12 protein-coding genes are annotated in these 16,382 nt (G+C 43.1%); 8 read left to right on the top strand and 4 right to left on the bottom strand.

The window, feature by feature from the left end; all coding sequences use genetic code 11:
* Nucleotides 1-98: 98 nt before the first annotated feature.
* Nucleotides 99-284 (bottom strand): hypothetical protein, encoded by a 186-nt coding sequence (locus FIV01_RS15190; RefSeq protein ID WP_152431851.1) that lies wholly within the window; start codon nt 282-284, stop codon nt 99-101.
* Nucleotides 285-361: 77 nt separating this feature from the next.
* On the opposite strand from FIV01_RS15190, the gene FIV01_RS15195 reads away from it, so the two are divergent.
* Complete coding sequence (locus FIV01_RS15195) at nt 362-1,267, top strand: LysR family transcriptional regulator (protein WP_152431852.1); 906 nt, start codon at nt 362-364, stop codon at nt 1,265-1,267.
* Nucleotides 1,268-1,312: 45 nt separating this feature from the next.
* Here FIV01_RS15195 and FIV01_RS15200 read toward each other — a convergent pair whose 3' ends face one another.
* Nucleotides 1,313-2,293 (bottom strand): HAD family hydrolase, encoded by a 981-nt coding sequence (locus tag FIV01_RS15200; protein WP_152431853.1) that lies wholly within the window; start codon nt 2,291-2,293, stop codon nt 1,313-1,315.
* Nucleotides 2,294-2,425: 132 nt separating this feature from the next.
* Nucleotides 2,426-3,214 (bottom strand): formylglycine-generating enzyme family protein, encoded by a 789-nt coding sequence (locus tag FIV01_RS15205; protein ID WP_152432749.1) that lies wholly within the window; start codon nt 3,212-3,214, stop codon nt 2,426-2,428.
* Between the two features lie 174 nt (nt 3,215-3,388).
* On the opposite strand from FIV01_RS15205, the gene FIV01_RS15210 reads away from it, so the two are divergent.
* From FIV01_RS15210 to FIV01_RS15225, 4 genes are all read left to right on the top strand, one after another.
* The gene (locus FIV01_RS15210) at nt 3,389-4,711 is read left to right on the top strand and encodes an anaerobic sulfatase maturase (RefSeq protein WP_152431854.1); all 1,323 of its coding nucleotides are present in this window, start codon (nt 3,389-3,391) and stop codon (nt 4,709-4,711) included.
* 81 nt (nt 4,712-4,792) lie between these two features.
* Nucleotides 4,793-5,791: a hypothetical protein gene (locus FIV01_RS15215; protein ID WP_415846748.1), complete on the top strand. Its 999-nt coding sequence runs from the start codon at nt 4,793-4,795 to the stop codon at nt 5,789-5,791.
* Between the two features lie 78 nt (nt 5,792-5,869).
* A complete protein-coding gene (locus tag FIV01_RS15220) occupies nt 5,870-6,289 on the top strand; it encodes a YeeE/YedE family protein (protein ID WP_152431855.1) in 420 nt (139 codons plus the stop codon).
* Nucleotides 6,286-6,711 (top strand): YeeE/YedE family protein, encoded by a 426-nt coding sequence (locus tag FIV01_RS15225; RefSeq protein WP_152431856.1) that lies wholly within the window; start codon nt 6,286-6,288, stop codon nt 6,709-6,711. Before FIV01_RS15220 ends, FIV01_RS15225 begins: the two co-directional genes overlap by 4 nt.
* A gap of 18 nt (nt 6,712-6,729) precedes the next feature.
* On the opposite strand, the gene FIV01_RS15230 is transcribed toward FIV01_RS15225, so the two are convergent.
* Nucleotides 6,730-7,626, bottom strand: a complete 897-nt coding sequence (locus FIV01_RS15230; RefSeq protein WP_152431857.1) for an endonuclease/exonuclease/phosphatase family protein — start codon at nt 7,624-7,626, stop codon at nt 6,730-6,732.
* Between the two features lie 277 nt (nt 7,627-7,903).
* On the opposite strand from FIV01_RS15230, the gene nrdD reads away from it, so the two are divergent.
* The 3 genes from nrdD (at nt 7,904) to FIV01_RS15245 (ending at nt 16,372) form a co-directional block, all read left to right on the top strand.
* A complete protein-coding gene (gene nrdD, locus FIV01_RS15235; protein ID WP_152431858.1) occupies nt 7,904-10,024 on the top strand; it encodes an anaerobic ribonucleoside-triphosphate reductase in 2,121 nt (706 codons plus the stop codon).
* Between the two features lie 3 nt (nt 10,025-10,027).
* Complete coding sequence (gene nrdG, locus FIV01_RS15240; protein ID WP_152431859.1) at nt 10,028-10,510, top strand: anaerobic ribonucleoside-triphosphate reductase-activating protein; 483 nt, start codon at nt 10,028-10,030, stop codon at nt 10,508-10,510.
* Between the two features lie 339 nt (nt 10,511-10,849).
* Nucleotides 10,850-16,372: an RHS repeat-associated core domain-containing protein gene (locus FIV01_RS15245; protein ID WP_152431860.1), complete on the top strand. Its 5,523-nt coding sequence runs from the start codon at nt 10,850-10,852 to the stop codon at nt 16,370-16,372.
* Nucleotides 16,373-16,382: the final 10 nt, after the last annotated feature.

The raw sequence follows: 16,382 nt of genomic DNA on the forward strand, positions 1-16,382 counted from the left end.
TTTCTTGGATTTTAATCTAGCGTTATTTAGGTATTCAGTCATGATTCCGAGTACAAGAGTCGCACTCGGATTGCTATTAACCCAATAAAATGATGGATTTAGTTACAGCCCGAGATAAACACCCAGCCTAAGTACTGATCGGCAGGAGTTTTGCCTACATCTGTCCAACGCTCCGAGTGGTACAAATCGTTTTGATAAATCACGTCCACATCTGGCCTATATTGACCTGATTCAAACTCCTCAATACCTTGGCATTTAGTATTCGAAGAAACCTGTATCGCCACTCAATTTCTTGATTTTAAGTCGTGGTCAGGAAGCAAGTTGGTTAGAATAGAGCGATGTTGGATATTGTGTTGGTGCAATGAAGAATACAGACTTAAACCTTATTCCCATTTTTGTGGCGATTTATGAGGAACAAAATTTATCTAAAGCCGCAGCTAGGTTGGATATTAGCCAGCCAGCGGTGAGTAAAGCGTTGGCTCGTCTAAGAGATATTTATGATGAGCCATTGTTCCATCGCAGCCCTTCAGGCGTTGATCCAACCAGTTTTGCTATGGATATTTACCCAGCGATGTTAACTGCGCTAAAAAACTTTACTTCGACCTTGTCGGCTTCAAGTAGTTTTGATCCTAAAGTATCCAATCGAATTTTTTCTATTGCTTGTTTGTCTGTAGCCAGTTACGAATTAATGCCGCAACTTATGTGTCAAATTCGCGATCAAGCACCAAACATTGCCTTAGAGGTTCACCCGCTATTTACCGAGGATTACGAGGCTGATTTGCGCCTTCAACGTTATGATTTAATTATAGATTTACCGCCGCGAGGGCGAACGGTACTCAAAACAGAAGCGATATTTTCTGAGCGTTTGATGGTGGTGTGTAGCGCTGATCATCCTCGCTTGGTAGACACTTGTACCGTTGATCAGTTTTTAGCAGAAGAACATGTGGTTGTGGCTCGCTGGCAGGCAAGGGATAGTTTGCTTACCGGTGAAGATATAGAAGACCTAGCTCGGCGCAACATTGTTTATCGTGCGGCAGGTGCAATGGAAATGTTGCCTGTTATCAATAGTAGTGAGCTTATTGGTACCTTGCCAGAGTCTACTATCGAGCATTTCTCTAACACCTATAATCTTAAATCGTTTCCTCTTCCTTTTAGTGATAGCGTGCATGATTTATATGCTATTTGGCACTCCAGTCGAACTAACGAAAGTGCGCATCAGTGGTTAAGAGTACAAATCAAGCGGGCAGGGAAAGCGATTCGTAAATAGGCGTTTTGATTTGAACGCTCCCCATAATGGGGAGCGATGAGGGAATTAGTAAACAGTGCACCATTCGTTTTTCATATCAATTAGGTGCCAATTTTTGCGTTTGTTTGCTTCATCCATGGCCTTATCAAGGTGACCAACACTTGATTTGCGGTCATATTGCCACTCTCTGTCTTTATCGGTGTGATGAACGATCATCGCCATCGAATTGGGCTGGCTTGTTGCCCATTGCATCATGGCGTGGTCACCATCGGAATTTCCTACAGCAAGCACAGGTTTTTTGCCTATGACATGCTGAATGTTTTCAACTTTTACTTCTTTGTCATCAATGCTAAGAATTTCATTAAGTTTGGTTACGGTTGGGTTACCATCGTTGTAATCATATTGATATTTAAGCGCACTGCCGATGATTTGCTCTTGAGGGATGTTGTACACATCCGGTGCCCAGACACGCATAAAATCAACGCCGCCACCAGAGACAATATAAGTTTTGAAGCCGTTGTCTTGAAGATAATTTAGCATCTCTCGCATCGGCTTATAGGTTAGGTCAGTATACGCCTTGCTAAATCGCGGGTCTTTGGCTGCTTCAAGCCATGTGGCCACGCGGTTTTGGTACTCGTCAACGGTGATGCCACTGTGTGTCGCTGTAAATATGTCTAAAAGTGCTTTTTCCCCCCCTTTAAAAACGCCTGGTATATCGTTGTTCAGGACCGACTTGAATGGCTCCTGTGTTTTCCACTCTGGATGGGTACTTGCCATTGACTTCACTTGGTCGAAGGCGAAAGCAAGTTGGAAATAATAGGGTTTTTCTGACCAAAGCGTGCCGTCATTGTCAAATACAGCAATCCTATCTTTTTCTGCGATAAAGGTATTTTGCGATTTATCTGTAGATTGAGAGACAAATTGAATAATTTCCGTCTTACTCGTACCATCTTTCCATGACGGTAACAAATTAGGGTCGCAATCTACAGCCAAAGCTGAGAAGGAAAGACTCGATAAAACGGCGAGGGTACAGATGTGCTTATTCATTTGTAGGCTACCTATGTGTTTGTGGTATTTATGTGAGTGCAGCGATAGATAAACGTATAAGGTGATATACGTTTGTCTAACCTAACCAAAAACGTGTGTAAAAACTTACCGTGTATTGGGCATGCGTTTTCGCTACTGAGTATCTTTTGCTAGCCGAAGTCCCATGTCCGACATTATTATAGACTGACTTGCGAAATCTCGGCGGAAATTTTCAGACTCATCAGCATCATAGGCAAAACTTCCGCCTCGAACGACCTTGTGTGCTAAGCCTGCTTTTTCCTCTTTTGCGTTATTAGGATTAGTTGTTGGACCAAATCGATAAAAGGTATCGTCATAAGCATCGATGACAAACTCTCCGACATTGCCCGTCATGTCGTAAAGGCCAAGCTCATTAGGTTGTTTTTGCCCAACAGGGTGTGCTTGGTTGTGTGAATTGTTCGCATACCAAGCAACATCGCTAATGCTATTTGAACCTGAGTAGGTATAACCGAGACTCTCGTTACCACCTTTGGCGGCAAACTCCCATTCTGCTTCTGTGGGAAGTCGATAGTGCTCACCGGTTAACTGATTAAGCTGCTGAATAAAGTAATTTGCTTGCTGCCAACTTAAATTATTTACTGGCATGTTTGGGCCATGAAAGTAGCTCAATGATGACCCCATCACAGACTCAAACAGCTCTTGTGTAACCTCGAATTTAGAAATATAAAAGCTGTCGATTTCTACCTTTCTGGCGGGGTTTTCGGCTTTGTTTGCGCTATTGCTGTCTGAACCCCTGATATAAGAGCCTCCTTCTACCTTAACCATATCTTGATCAATGTTGAGAGCAATAGGGTGAGAGGGTTTTGTCGCACAGCCGTTGACCAATAAACTCGATAAAATAATGGAAAGTGAATGTAAGACTACGTTTTTATTAACTTTCATCAGTGAGTTCTCTTTCATATTTTGAAACCTTAGCTTAACAGCAACAGCCATGAAAAAAGGTTATATCCGGTATAACAAGCCTGTTGCATTAATGATATTTATGATTGTTTTTCCAAGTTAAGAGCAGGGCGGCTAAGACTGTTTTTAACTGACTTAAACAGACAAAGGTGACTTATGCATATTACTCAGGGTCCTCAATATAATGGTAAAGCGTCTAAACGGCTGCATGTAATGGCCAAGCCTATCGGCGCTGTGTGTAACATTGACTGCACTTACTGCTATTACCTCAGTAAACAGGACTTACTTGAGTACAAACAGGGGTGCTCACCTGTAATGGACGATGACACGTTAGAAACCTATATTCGCCAATATATTGAAGGGCAAAATACACCCGAAATTATTTTCTCTTGGCAGGGTGGTGAGCCCACTATGCTGGGTTTGGACTATTTTAAAAAAATTGTTGAATTCCAGTCCAAATACCAGCCTCAAGGCATTATTATTTCGAACGATTTGCAGACTAATGGAACTTTACTTAACGATGAGTGGTGTGCGTTTCTAAAACAACATAACTTCTTAGTGGGCTTGAGTATTGATGGGCCTGAAATGTTGCACAATGCTCATAGAACCAATCGTGCTGGTCGCGGTACATTCAACCAAGTGATGAAGGCTGTTGAGTTACTACATAAACACCAAGTAAAATTTGCCACCCTAACTTGCGTGAACAACTTAACCAGTCGTAATCCGCTCGAAGTTTATCGCTTTTTGCGAGATGAAGTGCGTTCGCCTCAAATGCAGTTTATTCCCATTGTTGAACAGAAAACGTTTCGCACTACCGCCCCCCAAACTTGGCAGCCGCAGGAACAGTTAAAGCAAGGTGATAAGCGTTTGATCCCTGGTCATAAAAATTCAATTGTGGAATCATGGTGTGTCGCAGATGAAGCATGGGGTAATTTCCTTATTGAAATCTTTGATGAGTGGATACAAAACGACATAGGTAAAGTGTTTGTTCAATACTTTGAAGCTAGCATTGAAGCATGGATGGGACGAAAAAATCCTTTGTGCACCTTGGGTGAAATTTGCGGTAAAGGTTTGGCTATGGAGCCAAATGGTGACGTGTATTCGTGTGATCACTATGTTTACCCAGAATATAAAATTGGCAATATTCACCATCAAAAACTAGACACCTTGGCCTATAGTACCGAGCAACAAAAGTTTGGTTTTGCTAAAAAGCGCACATTGCCACGTCAATGTCAGAGCTGTGATTATCAATTTGCTTGTTATGGTGAATGCCCTAAAAACCGATTCATTCGCACCCAAGAGGGTGAGCCTGGATTGAACTATTTGTGTGCTGGCTGGAAGAAGTTTTTTTCTCATGCTGATAAGGCCATGGCGTATATTCTCCGGGCAACGGGCAACCCTGTTGCGCATGGAAAATATAGTGATGCCATGTTGCGTGATCATTTGGGTAAACCTTCTGTATTTGAAACTAAGTTTTGAGGTGTGGTGATGCGATTATATTCAAACCATGAACCAAGAACTCATGCCTCAGTGAATAAACGCACTCGGGTTTATAAAAAAATGATGGTTCTATTAGTTGGCGCCTCAATCTGCCAGCTTTCGCTTGCAGCGAGTACTGGCCAAGAATCGGCCCTTCCAAAGCAGCATCAAGAGCAGCAGGTGACCCCGCAGCAAAGAATAGCGGCGCTCTCTTACAAAGCGCAGGATATTAAGCAGCCTAAAGCTCAGCGTATTCAAGCGCTTCGGGAATTAGCCAACTATCCCAGTCAAAATGCACTGGTTGCGGTAGTAAGAAGCTTACAAGATAGCGAGCCAGAGGTTCGAGAAGCAGCGATTGTTGGAGCGGCGCCGTACAGCATTGAACATCGCTGGCGTTTGATTGAGCCTTTGCTTACAGACAACGAAGCGAGAGTTCGCATTACCGCGGCGACCAATCTGGTTCGAGATTTTTCAAATCTGAATAAAAAACAGCAGCAGATACTCGAAAAACCAGTCGCTGAGCTTATTACAGATTTACAAGCCGACACAGATCCAAGCTCGCAATTACTGTTAGCAGATGTCTACCGTTGGCATCAGGAGTGGAAAAAGGCAGACGACATCTATCAAACTCTGGTAAAGGAACAACCTAATAATCCCGAGATTTGGCTCAGTTTAGCGGATAATTATCGTGCTCAAGAAAAAGATCGTATTGCTGTAGAAACTCTGACCAAAGGGATCACGCTAAACCCCAACAATGCGCCTCTTCACTATTCGAAATCATTGGCCTTGGTCAGGCTTGATGATAAGAAAAATGCTGCGTTTGAAATTGAGCAAGCGGCAGAGATGGCAGAAGATAATAGCTATTATTGGTATCTAACTGGTGTGCTACAAGAGAATTATGACCTACAAAAGTCAATCAGATCTTTTGAGCAGGCGTATTTGATTTCTGGTGCTCCAGAGCAGTTATATGCTGTGTGTGATATCTATGTTCGCCATAACAATCCAAAAACAGATCAATGTCTGAGTGAGCTTGCCAAGGTCGCGCCAAAATCGGTCATTGATGGGTTAAAGAAGCGTTAGTTAATTCATTTGTATCTTGAACTCCATTATATTAGCAATTAAAATATTAGAAATTACTAATATTTTGGTGTAGACATAATGGATACTCTTCCTTGGACCTCCTTTTTTGGAGGCTTATTACTTGGCTTATCAGCGGTCTTTCTGTTTGTTATTCACGGTAAAGTAGCAGGTATCAGTGGGATAATTAATGGATTGCTCTCTCCAGTCAAAGGTGATCGACTTTGGCGAGTGCTGTTCTTAGTCGGTCTTACTGCTGGTGGTTTAGCTTGTTTAGCAATACTGGATATTCAAGTGCCAGATACCACCTCTATTCCAATTCATACTCTTATTCTGGCGGGCTTACTTGTCGGCTTTGGTACTCGACTAGCGAATGGTTGTACAAGTGGACATGGTATATGCGGGATAGGGAGGTTTTCAGTTAGGTCTGTCGTTGCGACATGCATATTTATGCTCTTTGCTATGGCTACTGTGTGGCTAACCTATGAGATTCAGCTATGACACGGACAATTTTAAGCCTATCTATATTAGCAAGTGGCCTGTTGTTTGGCGCTGGCATGACTTTGTCTGGAATGATTGATCCCGCCAAGGTCATCGGTTTTCTTAATATTGCTGGTCAGTGGGATCCAAGCTTGGCATTTGTCATGCTAGGTGCATTGGCAGTATACACTCCTGCTTATCATCTTTGGTTAAAGCAAAGATCACAGACTTTATCTGGTGACAGCTACTGCCTTCCGACCAATAAAACCATCAATTTTAGACTGGTATTCGGAGCGGTATTATTTGGTATAGGCTGGGGGTTGGCAGGTATCTGCCCAGGCCCAGCCATGGCTAGCCTAGGGTTTGCCAATCTAGATATCGTTATTTTTATCATCGCAATGCTCGTCGGCTCTCAGGGTGCGAAACATTCAATGCCTGATTAAGCCGTTCTTGTGTTCTTTTCATTCAAGCGTGGTTTGTAATGGGCAATGATCACTTAAGTGGTATTTAAGCACTTGTTCACTTGGAAAAGTGACCTGCTTTGGCGCGCTCAGTGATAGTTCTTTACTGACTATGATATGGTCAATCAAAGAGCGAAATTGGTGAAGGCGCTTAGGCTGGTGCCTAGAGCGTACTTTACAACGTGGCTGAGTGGACAGTGTCGCAAGGCTGGCTGAAGAAGTTTGCGTGATCGCTTTCCAAAGCCAGTCACCTTGATAACTCAAGTTGTGGTTAAAATCCCCCAAAATCATATATTGCTCGTCTGCTTTTTCGCGATCCAAAATCCATTGGTTCAATGCTTTCCCCTGAGACATAAGCACTTGGCAATCCTTGCTGTTTTTGTATGCTCCGCTGCAACGCGCCTTTAGATGAACTGACAATATATGTAAGGGTGGTTTTTGTTTTGGTGTAACTATCATATAAGTGGCAAATCTAAGCTTACTGTTTTTAAGCTGGTCGAGCCTAATGTCAGATTGTCTCTCGACAGATAATCCTTTACGAATAGCAAAACCCGTGTATTGATTTATATTCTCAAACTGATGTCGCTTATTGTTTGTGTTGGCTCGCTCTGATAGGTAAATATCATAATCTTTACCTACCACAGCGCGAAGCGCCGCTATGTCGTTGACTTCTTGAAAGGCGAGAACGCCAGTATTCATGGTTGCAAAATGGTTGGCTAGTGCGTCAAAGTCTGCTTGTGTGCGTTTTGACTCAATAAACTGTTTGGAAGGCGTGGTCGTTAACCATTCTATATTCCACGTCGTAAATGAAAGGGAAGATGCCGCGATATAGGGAGAGAGGAAACTGAATATCAGCGCAAGTGCCAAGTACTTCCAGTTAGAGTAAGCTTTAGCCATGACAAAAGGGTGCTGTTGATTAAAGCGTTCAATTCTACATGAAATTAACACTGATTCAGTGATAAAAACTGCAAACAAAGATAAGAATTTCTTACTAGAGTGCGATCTCTGCCAATACGATTGGTGTCTTGTTCATCAGGTACAAAGCTTTGTTGATCGATATCAAGACACACCTCTACCGATTCTCGTTAAATGCACAATATATAGTGTCTAGCTGTTAGTTATTATCATTATATTGTGATTTTAGACCTGTTGTGGATTGGATTAAGGAGGATAAGTGAAACCAATTGTAATGAAACGTGATGGCTCAAAGGTGCCTTTTTGTCGTGGGCGTATTCAATCAGCCGTGGAGGCTGCTTCAGAGGTCAAAGGCAAAAATATCGCGGTTTATGCGCTTGAGGTAGCGCTTATCATAGAAGCTCAGCTTAAGGATCATCGCCAGATTGATATTGCGGATATCCAGACCCTAGTTGAAAATGAGTTGATGAAAGGTCCATTTCCGTCGCTTGCTCGTTCTTATATTGAGTATCGCCATGATCGTGATATTGCGAGAGAAAAACAAAGTGGGTTAACGAGGGAAATCGAAGGATTAATTGCTCAAAGTGATCTTGATTTGATCAATGAGAATGCCAACAAAGATGGCAAAGTCATTCCGACTCAGCGAGACTTATTGGCAGGGATTATGGCCAAGCATTACGCAAAAACTCGAATTCTTCCTCGAGATATTGTGGCTGCTCATGACAAAGGCGATATCCATTATCACGACTTAGACTATGCGCCGTTTTTCCCCATGTTTAACTGTATGCTGATTGATTTAAAAGGCATGTTGACTCATGGCTTTAAAATGGGCAATGCTGAAATAGATACGCCTAAGTCGATCTCTACTGCTACAGCGGTGACCGCACAAATTATTGCTCAAGTGGCTAGCCATATATACGGAGGTACAACCGTCAATCGTATTGATGAAGTGCTTGCGCCCTACGTTATGGCAAGTTATGAAAAGCATCTTGCGGTTGCCAAAGAGTGGAACATAGAAGATTCACAAAGTTTTGCTCGTAGTCGTAGCGAAAAAGAGTGTTTTGATGCTTTCCAGTCCTTGGAATACGAGGTGAATACCTTGCACACAGCTAACGGGCAAACGCCGTTTGTGACTTTTGGCTTTGGGTTGGGTACGTGCTGGGCTTCTTGTATGATTCAGCAAGCCATATTAAAAAATCGTTTAGCGGGGCTTGGAAAAAACCGTAAAACGGCGGTGTTCCCTAAGCTCGTATTTACCATCAAACAAGGGCTAAATCGTAGTCGCAACGATCCCAATTATCATATCAAGCAACTCGCACTAGAGTGTGCGTCAAAGCGTATGTATCCGGATATTCTCAACTATGACCAAGTGGTAAAAGTGACAGGGTCATTTAAAACCCCAATGGGTTGCCGTAGTTTCCTCAACGATTACCAAGAAAACGGTGAGTTTATCTATGATGGACGCAATAATTTGGGTGTGGTCAGCCTAAACCTTCCTCGAATTGCTTTGCAGTCAAATCAAGACGAAGCCGAGTTTTATACATTACTTGATCAAAGACTTGTACTTGCTCGCAGGGCGTTAGAAACTCGAATTGCTCGGCTAGAAAACGTGCAAGCTCGCGTTGCCCCAATTTTGTATATGGAAGGGGCTTGCGGAGTAAGGCTAAAAGCACAAGAACCAATAGCAAACATTTTTAAACATGGGCGAGCCTCAATCTCGCTTGGTTATATAGGTCTTCATGAAGCCATTATCGCCTTGTATGATAATGAGGCCCATATATATGACAGTACTGATCTGCAAGCCAAAGCATTCAAAATAGTGCAACATCTTAAACGCGCAGCTAACCAGTGGAGTGAAGAGTCTGGCTACGGATACAGCTTGTATGCCACACCAAGTGAAAACTTGTGTCATCGTTTCTGCCGTATTGATGCCAAAGAATTCGGCGTAATCAAAGGAGTGACGGACAAAGGCTATTACACCAATAGTTTTCACCTTGATGTGGAAAAGAAGGTCAACCCTTACGATAAAATTGACTTTGAAAGGGCGTACCCTGAAATTTCAAGTGGTGGCTTTATTTGTTATGGCGAATTTCCCAATATGGAATCGAACATTGAGGCGCTTGAAAATGTTTGGGATTACAGTTACTCACGAGTGCCTTACTATGGCACCAATACACCGATTGATGAATGCTATGAATGCGGTTATCGCGGGGAATTTGATTGCACAAGTAAAGGGTTTTGCTGTCCCAACTGTGGCAATCACGATTCCTCCACAGTGTCTGTAACAAGGCGAGTATGCGGTTATTTAGGCAGCCCAGATGCAAGACCTTTTAACGCAGGCAAGCAGCAAGAGGTCATTCGCCGCGTGAAACATCTCTAAACCATGAACTATCATGTCTATTACCCAGTGGATGTTGTAAACGGAGAGGGAACGCGCTGCACTTTGTTCGTTTCAGGCTGTGAGCATCAATGCAAAGGCTGCTATAACCAATCCACTTGGCGTGTTGACTCTGGTCATTTGTTTACAAAAGAGCTGGAAGACCAGATCATCGCTGACCTTAATGATACGCGAATAAAGAGAAGGGGGCTGTCTTTGTCGGGCGGTGATCCGCTTCATCCTGCTAATGTAGAGTCGATATTGGCTCTGGTAAAACGTGTAAAACAAGAGTGTCCAGACAAAGATATTTGGTTATGGACGGGTTATATACTCAAGTCACTTTCTCCAAAGCAACGCGCTATTGTTCAGCAAGTCGATGTCCTTATTGACGGCAAGTTTGAACAAGACAAAAAAGATCTCACCATAAAATGGCGTGGCAGCTCAAACCAAATAATTTATTGGGTGAGGGAGCTTGTTTGGGCCTTGTAGTTTGCTCAAATTGTGGCTACTTCTTACGCTATTAATCTCAAATCATAATCTACGCTTTTTTCACCAATTTAACCACTTTCAACTTTCTGCTAGTCCATTTTCTAGTCAAAAGATAATGATAATCTGCGCTTTTCTTAATCCTAATCTCTTTCTTCTCCTCTTGGGTATTGATGTGGAAAATAGTATTTTCAAATGATATTATTTTACCTTTTTTTATTCGGTTAACTTTGTTTGGTTAGTCGTTTTTTTTTGTTAATTGACTGAAATTGGAGGGAGTAAGGACTTTAAAGATATTGGTTTACGAAGCGCAGTGGAAATTATTGGATAAATACAAATAAAATGAAAATACATAAATTTATATTTTTCCTACTCATGTTTGTTGTCTCATCAGCCCATGCAACGCGTGTTGATGTGTACATGAAAGATGTAAGTAGAGACACCTACCAATTTTATGCAAAGTTGGTAGAACCTAGACCCATGGTTTTAATTCATGGAGATGTTGTTACTCCCATCCCTTTGGGGCCTGAAACGCCAGAAATTGAAAGAACTAGCTATCTGCGTGTTTGGAAACAAGGCAGTCAGTGGAAAGCAGAACGTTTTACTCCTAAACAAACGACTCAGTACAATGAGTTTGTTCGCACAAGCCAAAAAAATAAATTGGCGCGCGCAGCCCACAACTCATATAGTTCAAGCTCATCCGTATATGTAAGGATGGGAAGCTATAAGTTTTCGATTAATAATTACAAATCATCTCCCAGTGTCGTTCAGTCAGGCATTGTTTCTGGCCTGATTAAAAGTCAGTTTGCCTATCCTTATGCCTCATTTGCCCAAACTGAAAACAGTATCAGTGTTGATTCTTATGTGACTGATGGTGGACAAGCTGCGCTCTCTTTATCGATTCCTTTTGCGCAAACACAGGCTCGTTTATCTTTTGTTGAAAACAGTTACCGAATTGAAGGGTTGGAGTCTCTAAAAGCCGATCCAAGTGTAACGGTTAATACGGCAGGTAATCTCACCACAATCGATGTTGAGCATGAAGATAAGGTTGTCTCATACTTTTTCAAGACACAAACTTGGGTCGATGATGCCTCTGGCATCAAGAATGCGAACGGCTCTGGTTGGGCCAAGGCGCCATATCAAGCTAACTATCTATCGGCGATTGGTCAATGTGAACGCTTAAAATCTCAGAGTGAACCAAGTTGTTACTTACCGATTCAGCTTGACTATGGGCGTTCCGCGAATTTAAACAAATTCCCATATTTAGCAGGTTGGAAGGATGATAAACAAGTCGTCACCAACAACTATAAATACATGGGTGGTGTGATGGCAATTGTAAGCCGTGATACCAAGCAAACTTCTGGTTCTAGCAGAGCTAAATCGACATACTCCTATACTGTTAATGCATCGGGACAGCCTCAGTTTTTGAGTCAAGAAAGTGTGCCAAACCCGAGCAGTAACACACGTAACTTGACCACTTATATCACTCATGGTGACTATGCTGGGCTTGCCAATAAAATCGAACGTTTTGGGCATATCGATAATACTGAATATCGATTGTCTGAAACCGATATCGAATGGCGACTGACATCCAATGGTCAAGCGCAGAAAGCGCGTGTTGTTGAGTCAGTGTATGATATTGACGGCAATATCAGCCAAACTAAAACGATTGAAAACAGCTATGACGACCAAAATCGCCTAGAAAAACGCATCACCATTACTGATAACAACAATGGTGAGCAGGTAGAAGACCAAGTCGAGTATCGATTTGAAAATGATTATGCAGTGGGTAAGATTGAACGTCGTAGTGTCATCAGTCCGGCCTATGAAAACGGCGTTAGCGATCAATTGGTTAAAGAGTTTGAGTATGTTTATCGAGACGATAAACTGGTTGAACAGATCACGCGTCAGGGGGGCTATACCACAAGTGATGCAGTCACTCAGGATGCGAAAGGCAGAGTGACGGCGCGAGTTAGAAAGGTCAATGGTCAGGTCGTATTGCGTGAGACAAGCCAATATACAGGTGATAACCTCACGCAGCGATGTGAAAATGGTCAATGTATAGACTATCAGTATCGAACTACAGCGACAGGTCGAGTGGAAACGTCGTCAATTAATGGAACTCCTTATGAGGAAACCCATTATGATGACAAAAACCGAGTGGTTGCAAAAACAGCTCGTGGTATCACTAAAAAGACAGAGTTTTACGCAATTGACGATGTGCCAGCACGCTTGAATGAGTGGGTGGCAGTTTGTCCTAGTGACACAGTCTCGGTTGTATATAACGCTACACCAAGTGCAATGACGTGTGTGACTAGTCGCGGTCAGTACCAAATCCTAAAAGGGATGGACGACAGGTTCATCATCTCAGCCGAACTCAAACAAGACAAATATTCGAAACAGCTACTATTACCGCATTTTGAAGGTGATGAAGCAGTAACATACGCTGTCAAAGGTGATGCTGAAACACGCGAAATCGAATATGAAGTTAATGGCCAAAGTGAAAGTCGCTCAGAGCTACTTGATAATGTGACCGAGTCATATGATAAGTGGGGCAATGTTGTCCGTCGTTATCATGACATTACAGGGCTTTTATATCAGGTTGATGATCATCTCGGCAATACCATTCGCTTTACCTACAATGCGTTGGGTAAATTGACGTCATCTGAACTTAACAGTAACCCAGAAACCAAGATTGTTTATGTTTACGATGCGCGTGGGCAAAGAACACAAACTATTGACCCATCTCGTGGAGATTGGAAATATCACTACAATCTAAAAGGACAACTTGCTTGGCAGCAGGATGCCAACGGCGACCGCACCGAGTTTAGTTATGACAACTTCAATCGAGTAATACGCATGTCGACGCCTGAGTCAACCGTGTGTTACGAGTTCCCAACTAAACTGCCACTTGCAGAGCCAAAGCGTGTTGTTAAGGTTGCGGGTAGACAACAAACCTGTGCTAACCAAGAGACAATATATGAGGAAGTTAACACCTACGAGTGGCCCAATGGCTGGCTTAAAAAACGAGAGATTACTTTAGAAGACGGCTACACCCAGACGACTTCCTACGAGTATAACAGTAACGGTCAAGTTAAAAAGGAGACGACACCCTCTCGTCTAGGTAATGAGTTTGCACTTGAAATTGGCTACAGCAATGGCTCGCCATATAAGTGGACCAATGCTCAAACCGGTGAACTTTATAAAGAAATCCTAGCTAAAGATGCCCAGCAACGTGTCACGAATGTGCGTTTTGGTAATGGTCTAGAAGAGTTTTATCGCTATGATCGTGTATCAGGCCAACTCTTAGAACAGTCGGCAACACGCAGTGGCTCCTTGGTGTATCGTTATGAATATCGTTATAACTCTGATGACCTCTTGTCTAGCCGTAAACGCCATTTTTACTACCGTAATCGTAGCGAAACCTCATTTGAAGATGAATACCGTTATGATGAACAAGACAGGCTAAAAGCTCATACTATTAAGCAATTCTGCGCTAACGGTATTTGCCAAGAGATCAACGCAAACGGGTTTATCTCAGCCACTTCCGAGTTTGAATATGATAAGTATGGCAACATTACCTACAAAACTGGTGTGGGTGATTATTACTATGAATCCGCTGATCCGTTTAAGCTGACTCGTCTTGAAGAGGAGAATGGTGAGACTCGTCACTTTACTTATGACAAAAATGGCAACATGTTATCGGATGGGCTTAGACAGTTCCGCTACGAGAGCAATCGCCTTGTCTATGTTGGTCGCGTCTCAGACAATCAAGACAACACAGTCGTTGATAGAGATGAAACTCGCTTTACCTATGGGCCAGACGGTCAACAGATTGTCCGCACCGATAAGCGTTTTGATGTATCAAGCCTTGAATGGGTAACCGAAAAATCGTTCTCATCTGGTGCTTATACCTATAATCAAACCTCTGGTAACAAACAATACGAGACTTATGGGGGCAATGGCTTTGCGCTAACCTGTAGTGAGTCTTCTTGTTCGGTTGCCTACTCTCATACTGACCGACTCGGTCAGCAGATAATGGTCACCAACGCTGAAGGTACGATTACTTCACAAACCTTCACTGACCCGTTTGGTTCAACGCATAATGTACTCATGCCTGAAATGGATGATGCTTTTGCCGTTTCACCGACTTATAGCTCTATGTTTGGTCATGTGGGTGTTGCAGGCTTTGACCTGATTCATATGAAGGGTAGAGTGTATGACCCGTATTTGGCACGCTTTATTCAAGCCGATGCCTTTATTAAAGGCAAAGAGTCAGTGGCGAATTACAATCGCTACACCTTTAATCTAAATAACCCTGTCAACAACATTGATCCAAGCGGCTATTTTTCATTTGGGGGAGCGTTTAAATCAATTGGGAGAGGTTTCAAATCATTAGGCAAAGAAATCGGGAGAGGTTTTAAAAAACTCGCGCGAGAAGCCAGTCGAGTCGCCAATCAAATTCGGGCAGAGGCGAAGCGTGCTGAAAGTCGAGTGCGTAACGAGGTAAAACGTGCCGAAAGCCGCGTTCGTAATGAAGTTCAGCGGGTAGAGCGTCAAATTCGTCACGAAGCGAAACGCTTCGAAAGGCGGGCTCGTCATGAAGTTGGTCGCTGGGAATCGGACGTGCGCCATGGAGTTAAGATCGTTGGTCAAATGATCAAAGAAAACCCCGAAATGGTGCTCGCGATGGCGGTGGCTGCGTGGGTTAGCCCATATGCAATGACCTACTTCTCTGAAGTGATGGTAGCGCAGTTTGGTGCAGGCATGGTTGCTACATCATTGGCGGGGGCCGCAACAGGAGCAACTGTTGCAGCGACCAGTCATGTGATCAGCAGTAAGGGAGATCTTAAAGGGATTGAAAAGTCTATCTTACATGGAGCCCTTACTGGAGGAATTGCTGCTGGTGTTGCTCATGGTTTGATGGAAACTCAGTATATGATCGATTTAGTTGGCGAAGGAACCACGCTAGCAAACACGGTCAGTAATGTCATTAAAAGTGTTGGAATGGCAGGTGCCGACAGCCTGATCTATGACCGAGACTTCTCTGATACCTTCCTTGCCTCGTTTTTGCAAACCACGGCTAATGGATATATTCATCAATACACGCAAAATCTTACAACTCTGGTTCAGAGCTTTGTTTCTGGCGTTGTCGGGGGTATGATCACCAGCGAGATTTATGGTGGAGACTTTGCGACCAATTTCGCGCATGGCTTTATTGGTTCGTATATCGATTATACTCAAAATGAGCTCGGGGGAATGTTCGACTTTGACTTTAGCCTAGTTGAAGCTGTCGAACTGACGATGGACTTTATTCCTGTTGTCAGTAACCTTAAAGCGGCTTATGAGTTTAGTACAGGCGAGACGATATTTGGCGGGGTCGAGCTTGGTGACCTAGATCGTAACCTTGCGGGTGCGACGATACTGCTAGGTCCAGTCGGTAAAGCAGCGGTTAAAACGGGTAAAGTCGCTTATACGGTAGCGAAACACTCCGATGAAGCGGTTGATATGCTCACCGCGAGCTCAAAGGTGCATGATGCGACTAATGTTGCCAGTTTTGAAAAACTTCGTTCATCTCTTGCCGCAGAAGAAATTATTAAAGCAGACAGGGTGGGGACAGCACTTACCAAACAAGATAAAAATCATTTGGCAGCTAGTTTTCTAACAAAGGATCAACTGGCCGCAGGAAAGGTCTTCATAATTCGGGGGGGAGATGGAGTGCAAAGAACATTGCTGCAAACTAAAGGCACTTTAGATGGCAAATCTGGGGTTTTTGAGTATTTGCTCGAATCAGATGGCACTGTATCACACCAGTTGTTTAAAAAGGGTAGGATTAATGGTGTTCCTACTAAGATAACCCAGTAAGGAGGACCAA

It is taken from the genome of Vibrio aquimaris (assembly GCF_009363415.1).
Classification (GTDB): domain Bacteria; phylum Pseudomonadota; class Gammaproteobacteria; order Enterobacterales; family Vibrionaceae; genus Vibrio; species Vibrio aquimaris.

Excerpts from the sequence above, each read along its gene's own strand:
- FIV01_RS15220 (WP_152431855.1), top strand. The coding sequence starts at position 5,870 with ATGGATACTCTTCCTTGGACCTCCTTTTTTGGAGGCTTATTACTTGGC.
- FIV01_RS15200 (WP_152431853.1), bottom strand. The coding sequence starts at position 2,293 with ATGAATAAGCACATCTGTACCCTCGCCGTTTTATCGAGTCTTTCCTTC.
- FIV01_RS15210 (WP_152431854.1), top strand. The coding sequence starts at position 3,389 with ATGCATATTACTCAGGGTCCTCAATATAATGGTAAAGCGTCTAAACGG.
- FIV01_RS15195 (WP_152431852.1), top strand. The coding sequence starts at position 362 with ATGAAGAATACAGACTTAAACCTTATTCCCATTTTTGTGGCGATTTAT.
- FIV01_RS15230 (WP_152431857.1), bottom strand. The coding sequence starts at position 7,626 with ATGGCTAAAGCTTACTCTAACTGGAAGTACTTGGCACTTGCGCTGATA.
- nrdG (WP_152431859.1), top strand. The coding sequence starts at position 10,028 with ATGAACTATCATGTCTATTACCCAGTGGATGTTGTAAACGGAGAGGGA.
- FIV01_RS15245 (WP_152431860.1), top strand. The coding sequence starts at position 10,850 with ATGAAAATACATAAATTTATATTTTTCCTACTCATGTTTGTTGTCTCA.
- FIV01_RS15225 (WP_152431856.1), top strand. The coding sequence starts at position 6,286 with ATGACACGGACAATTTTAAGCCTATCTATATTAGCAAGTGGCCTGTTG.
- FIV01_RS15215 (WP_415846748.1), top strand. The coding sequence starts at position 4,793 with ATGATGGTTCTATTAGTTGGCGCCTCAATCTGCCAGCTTTCGCTTGCA.
- FIV01_RS15205 (WP_152432749.1), bottom strand. The coding sequence starts at position 3,214 with ATGAAAGTTAATAAAAACGTAGTCTTACATTCACTTTCCATTATTTTA.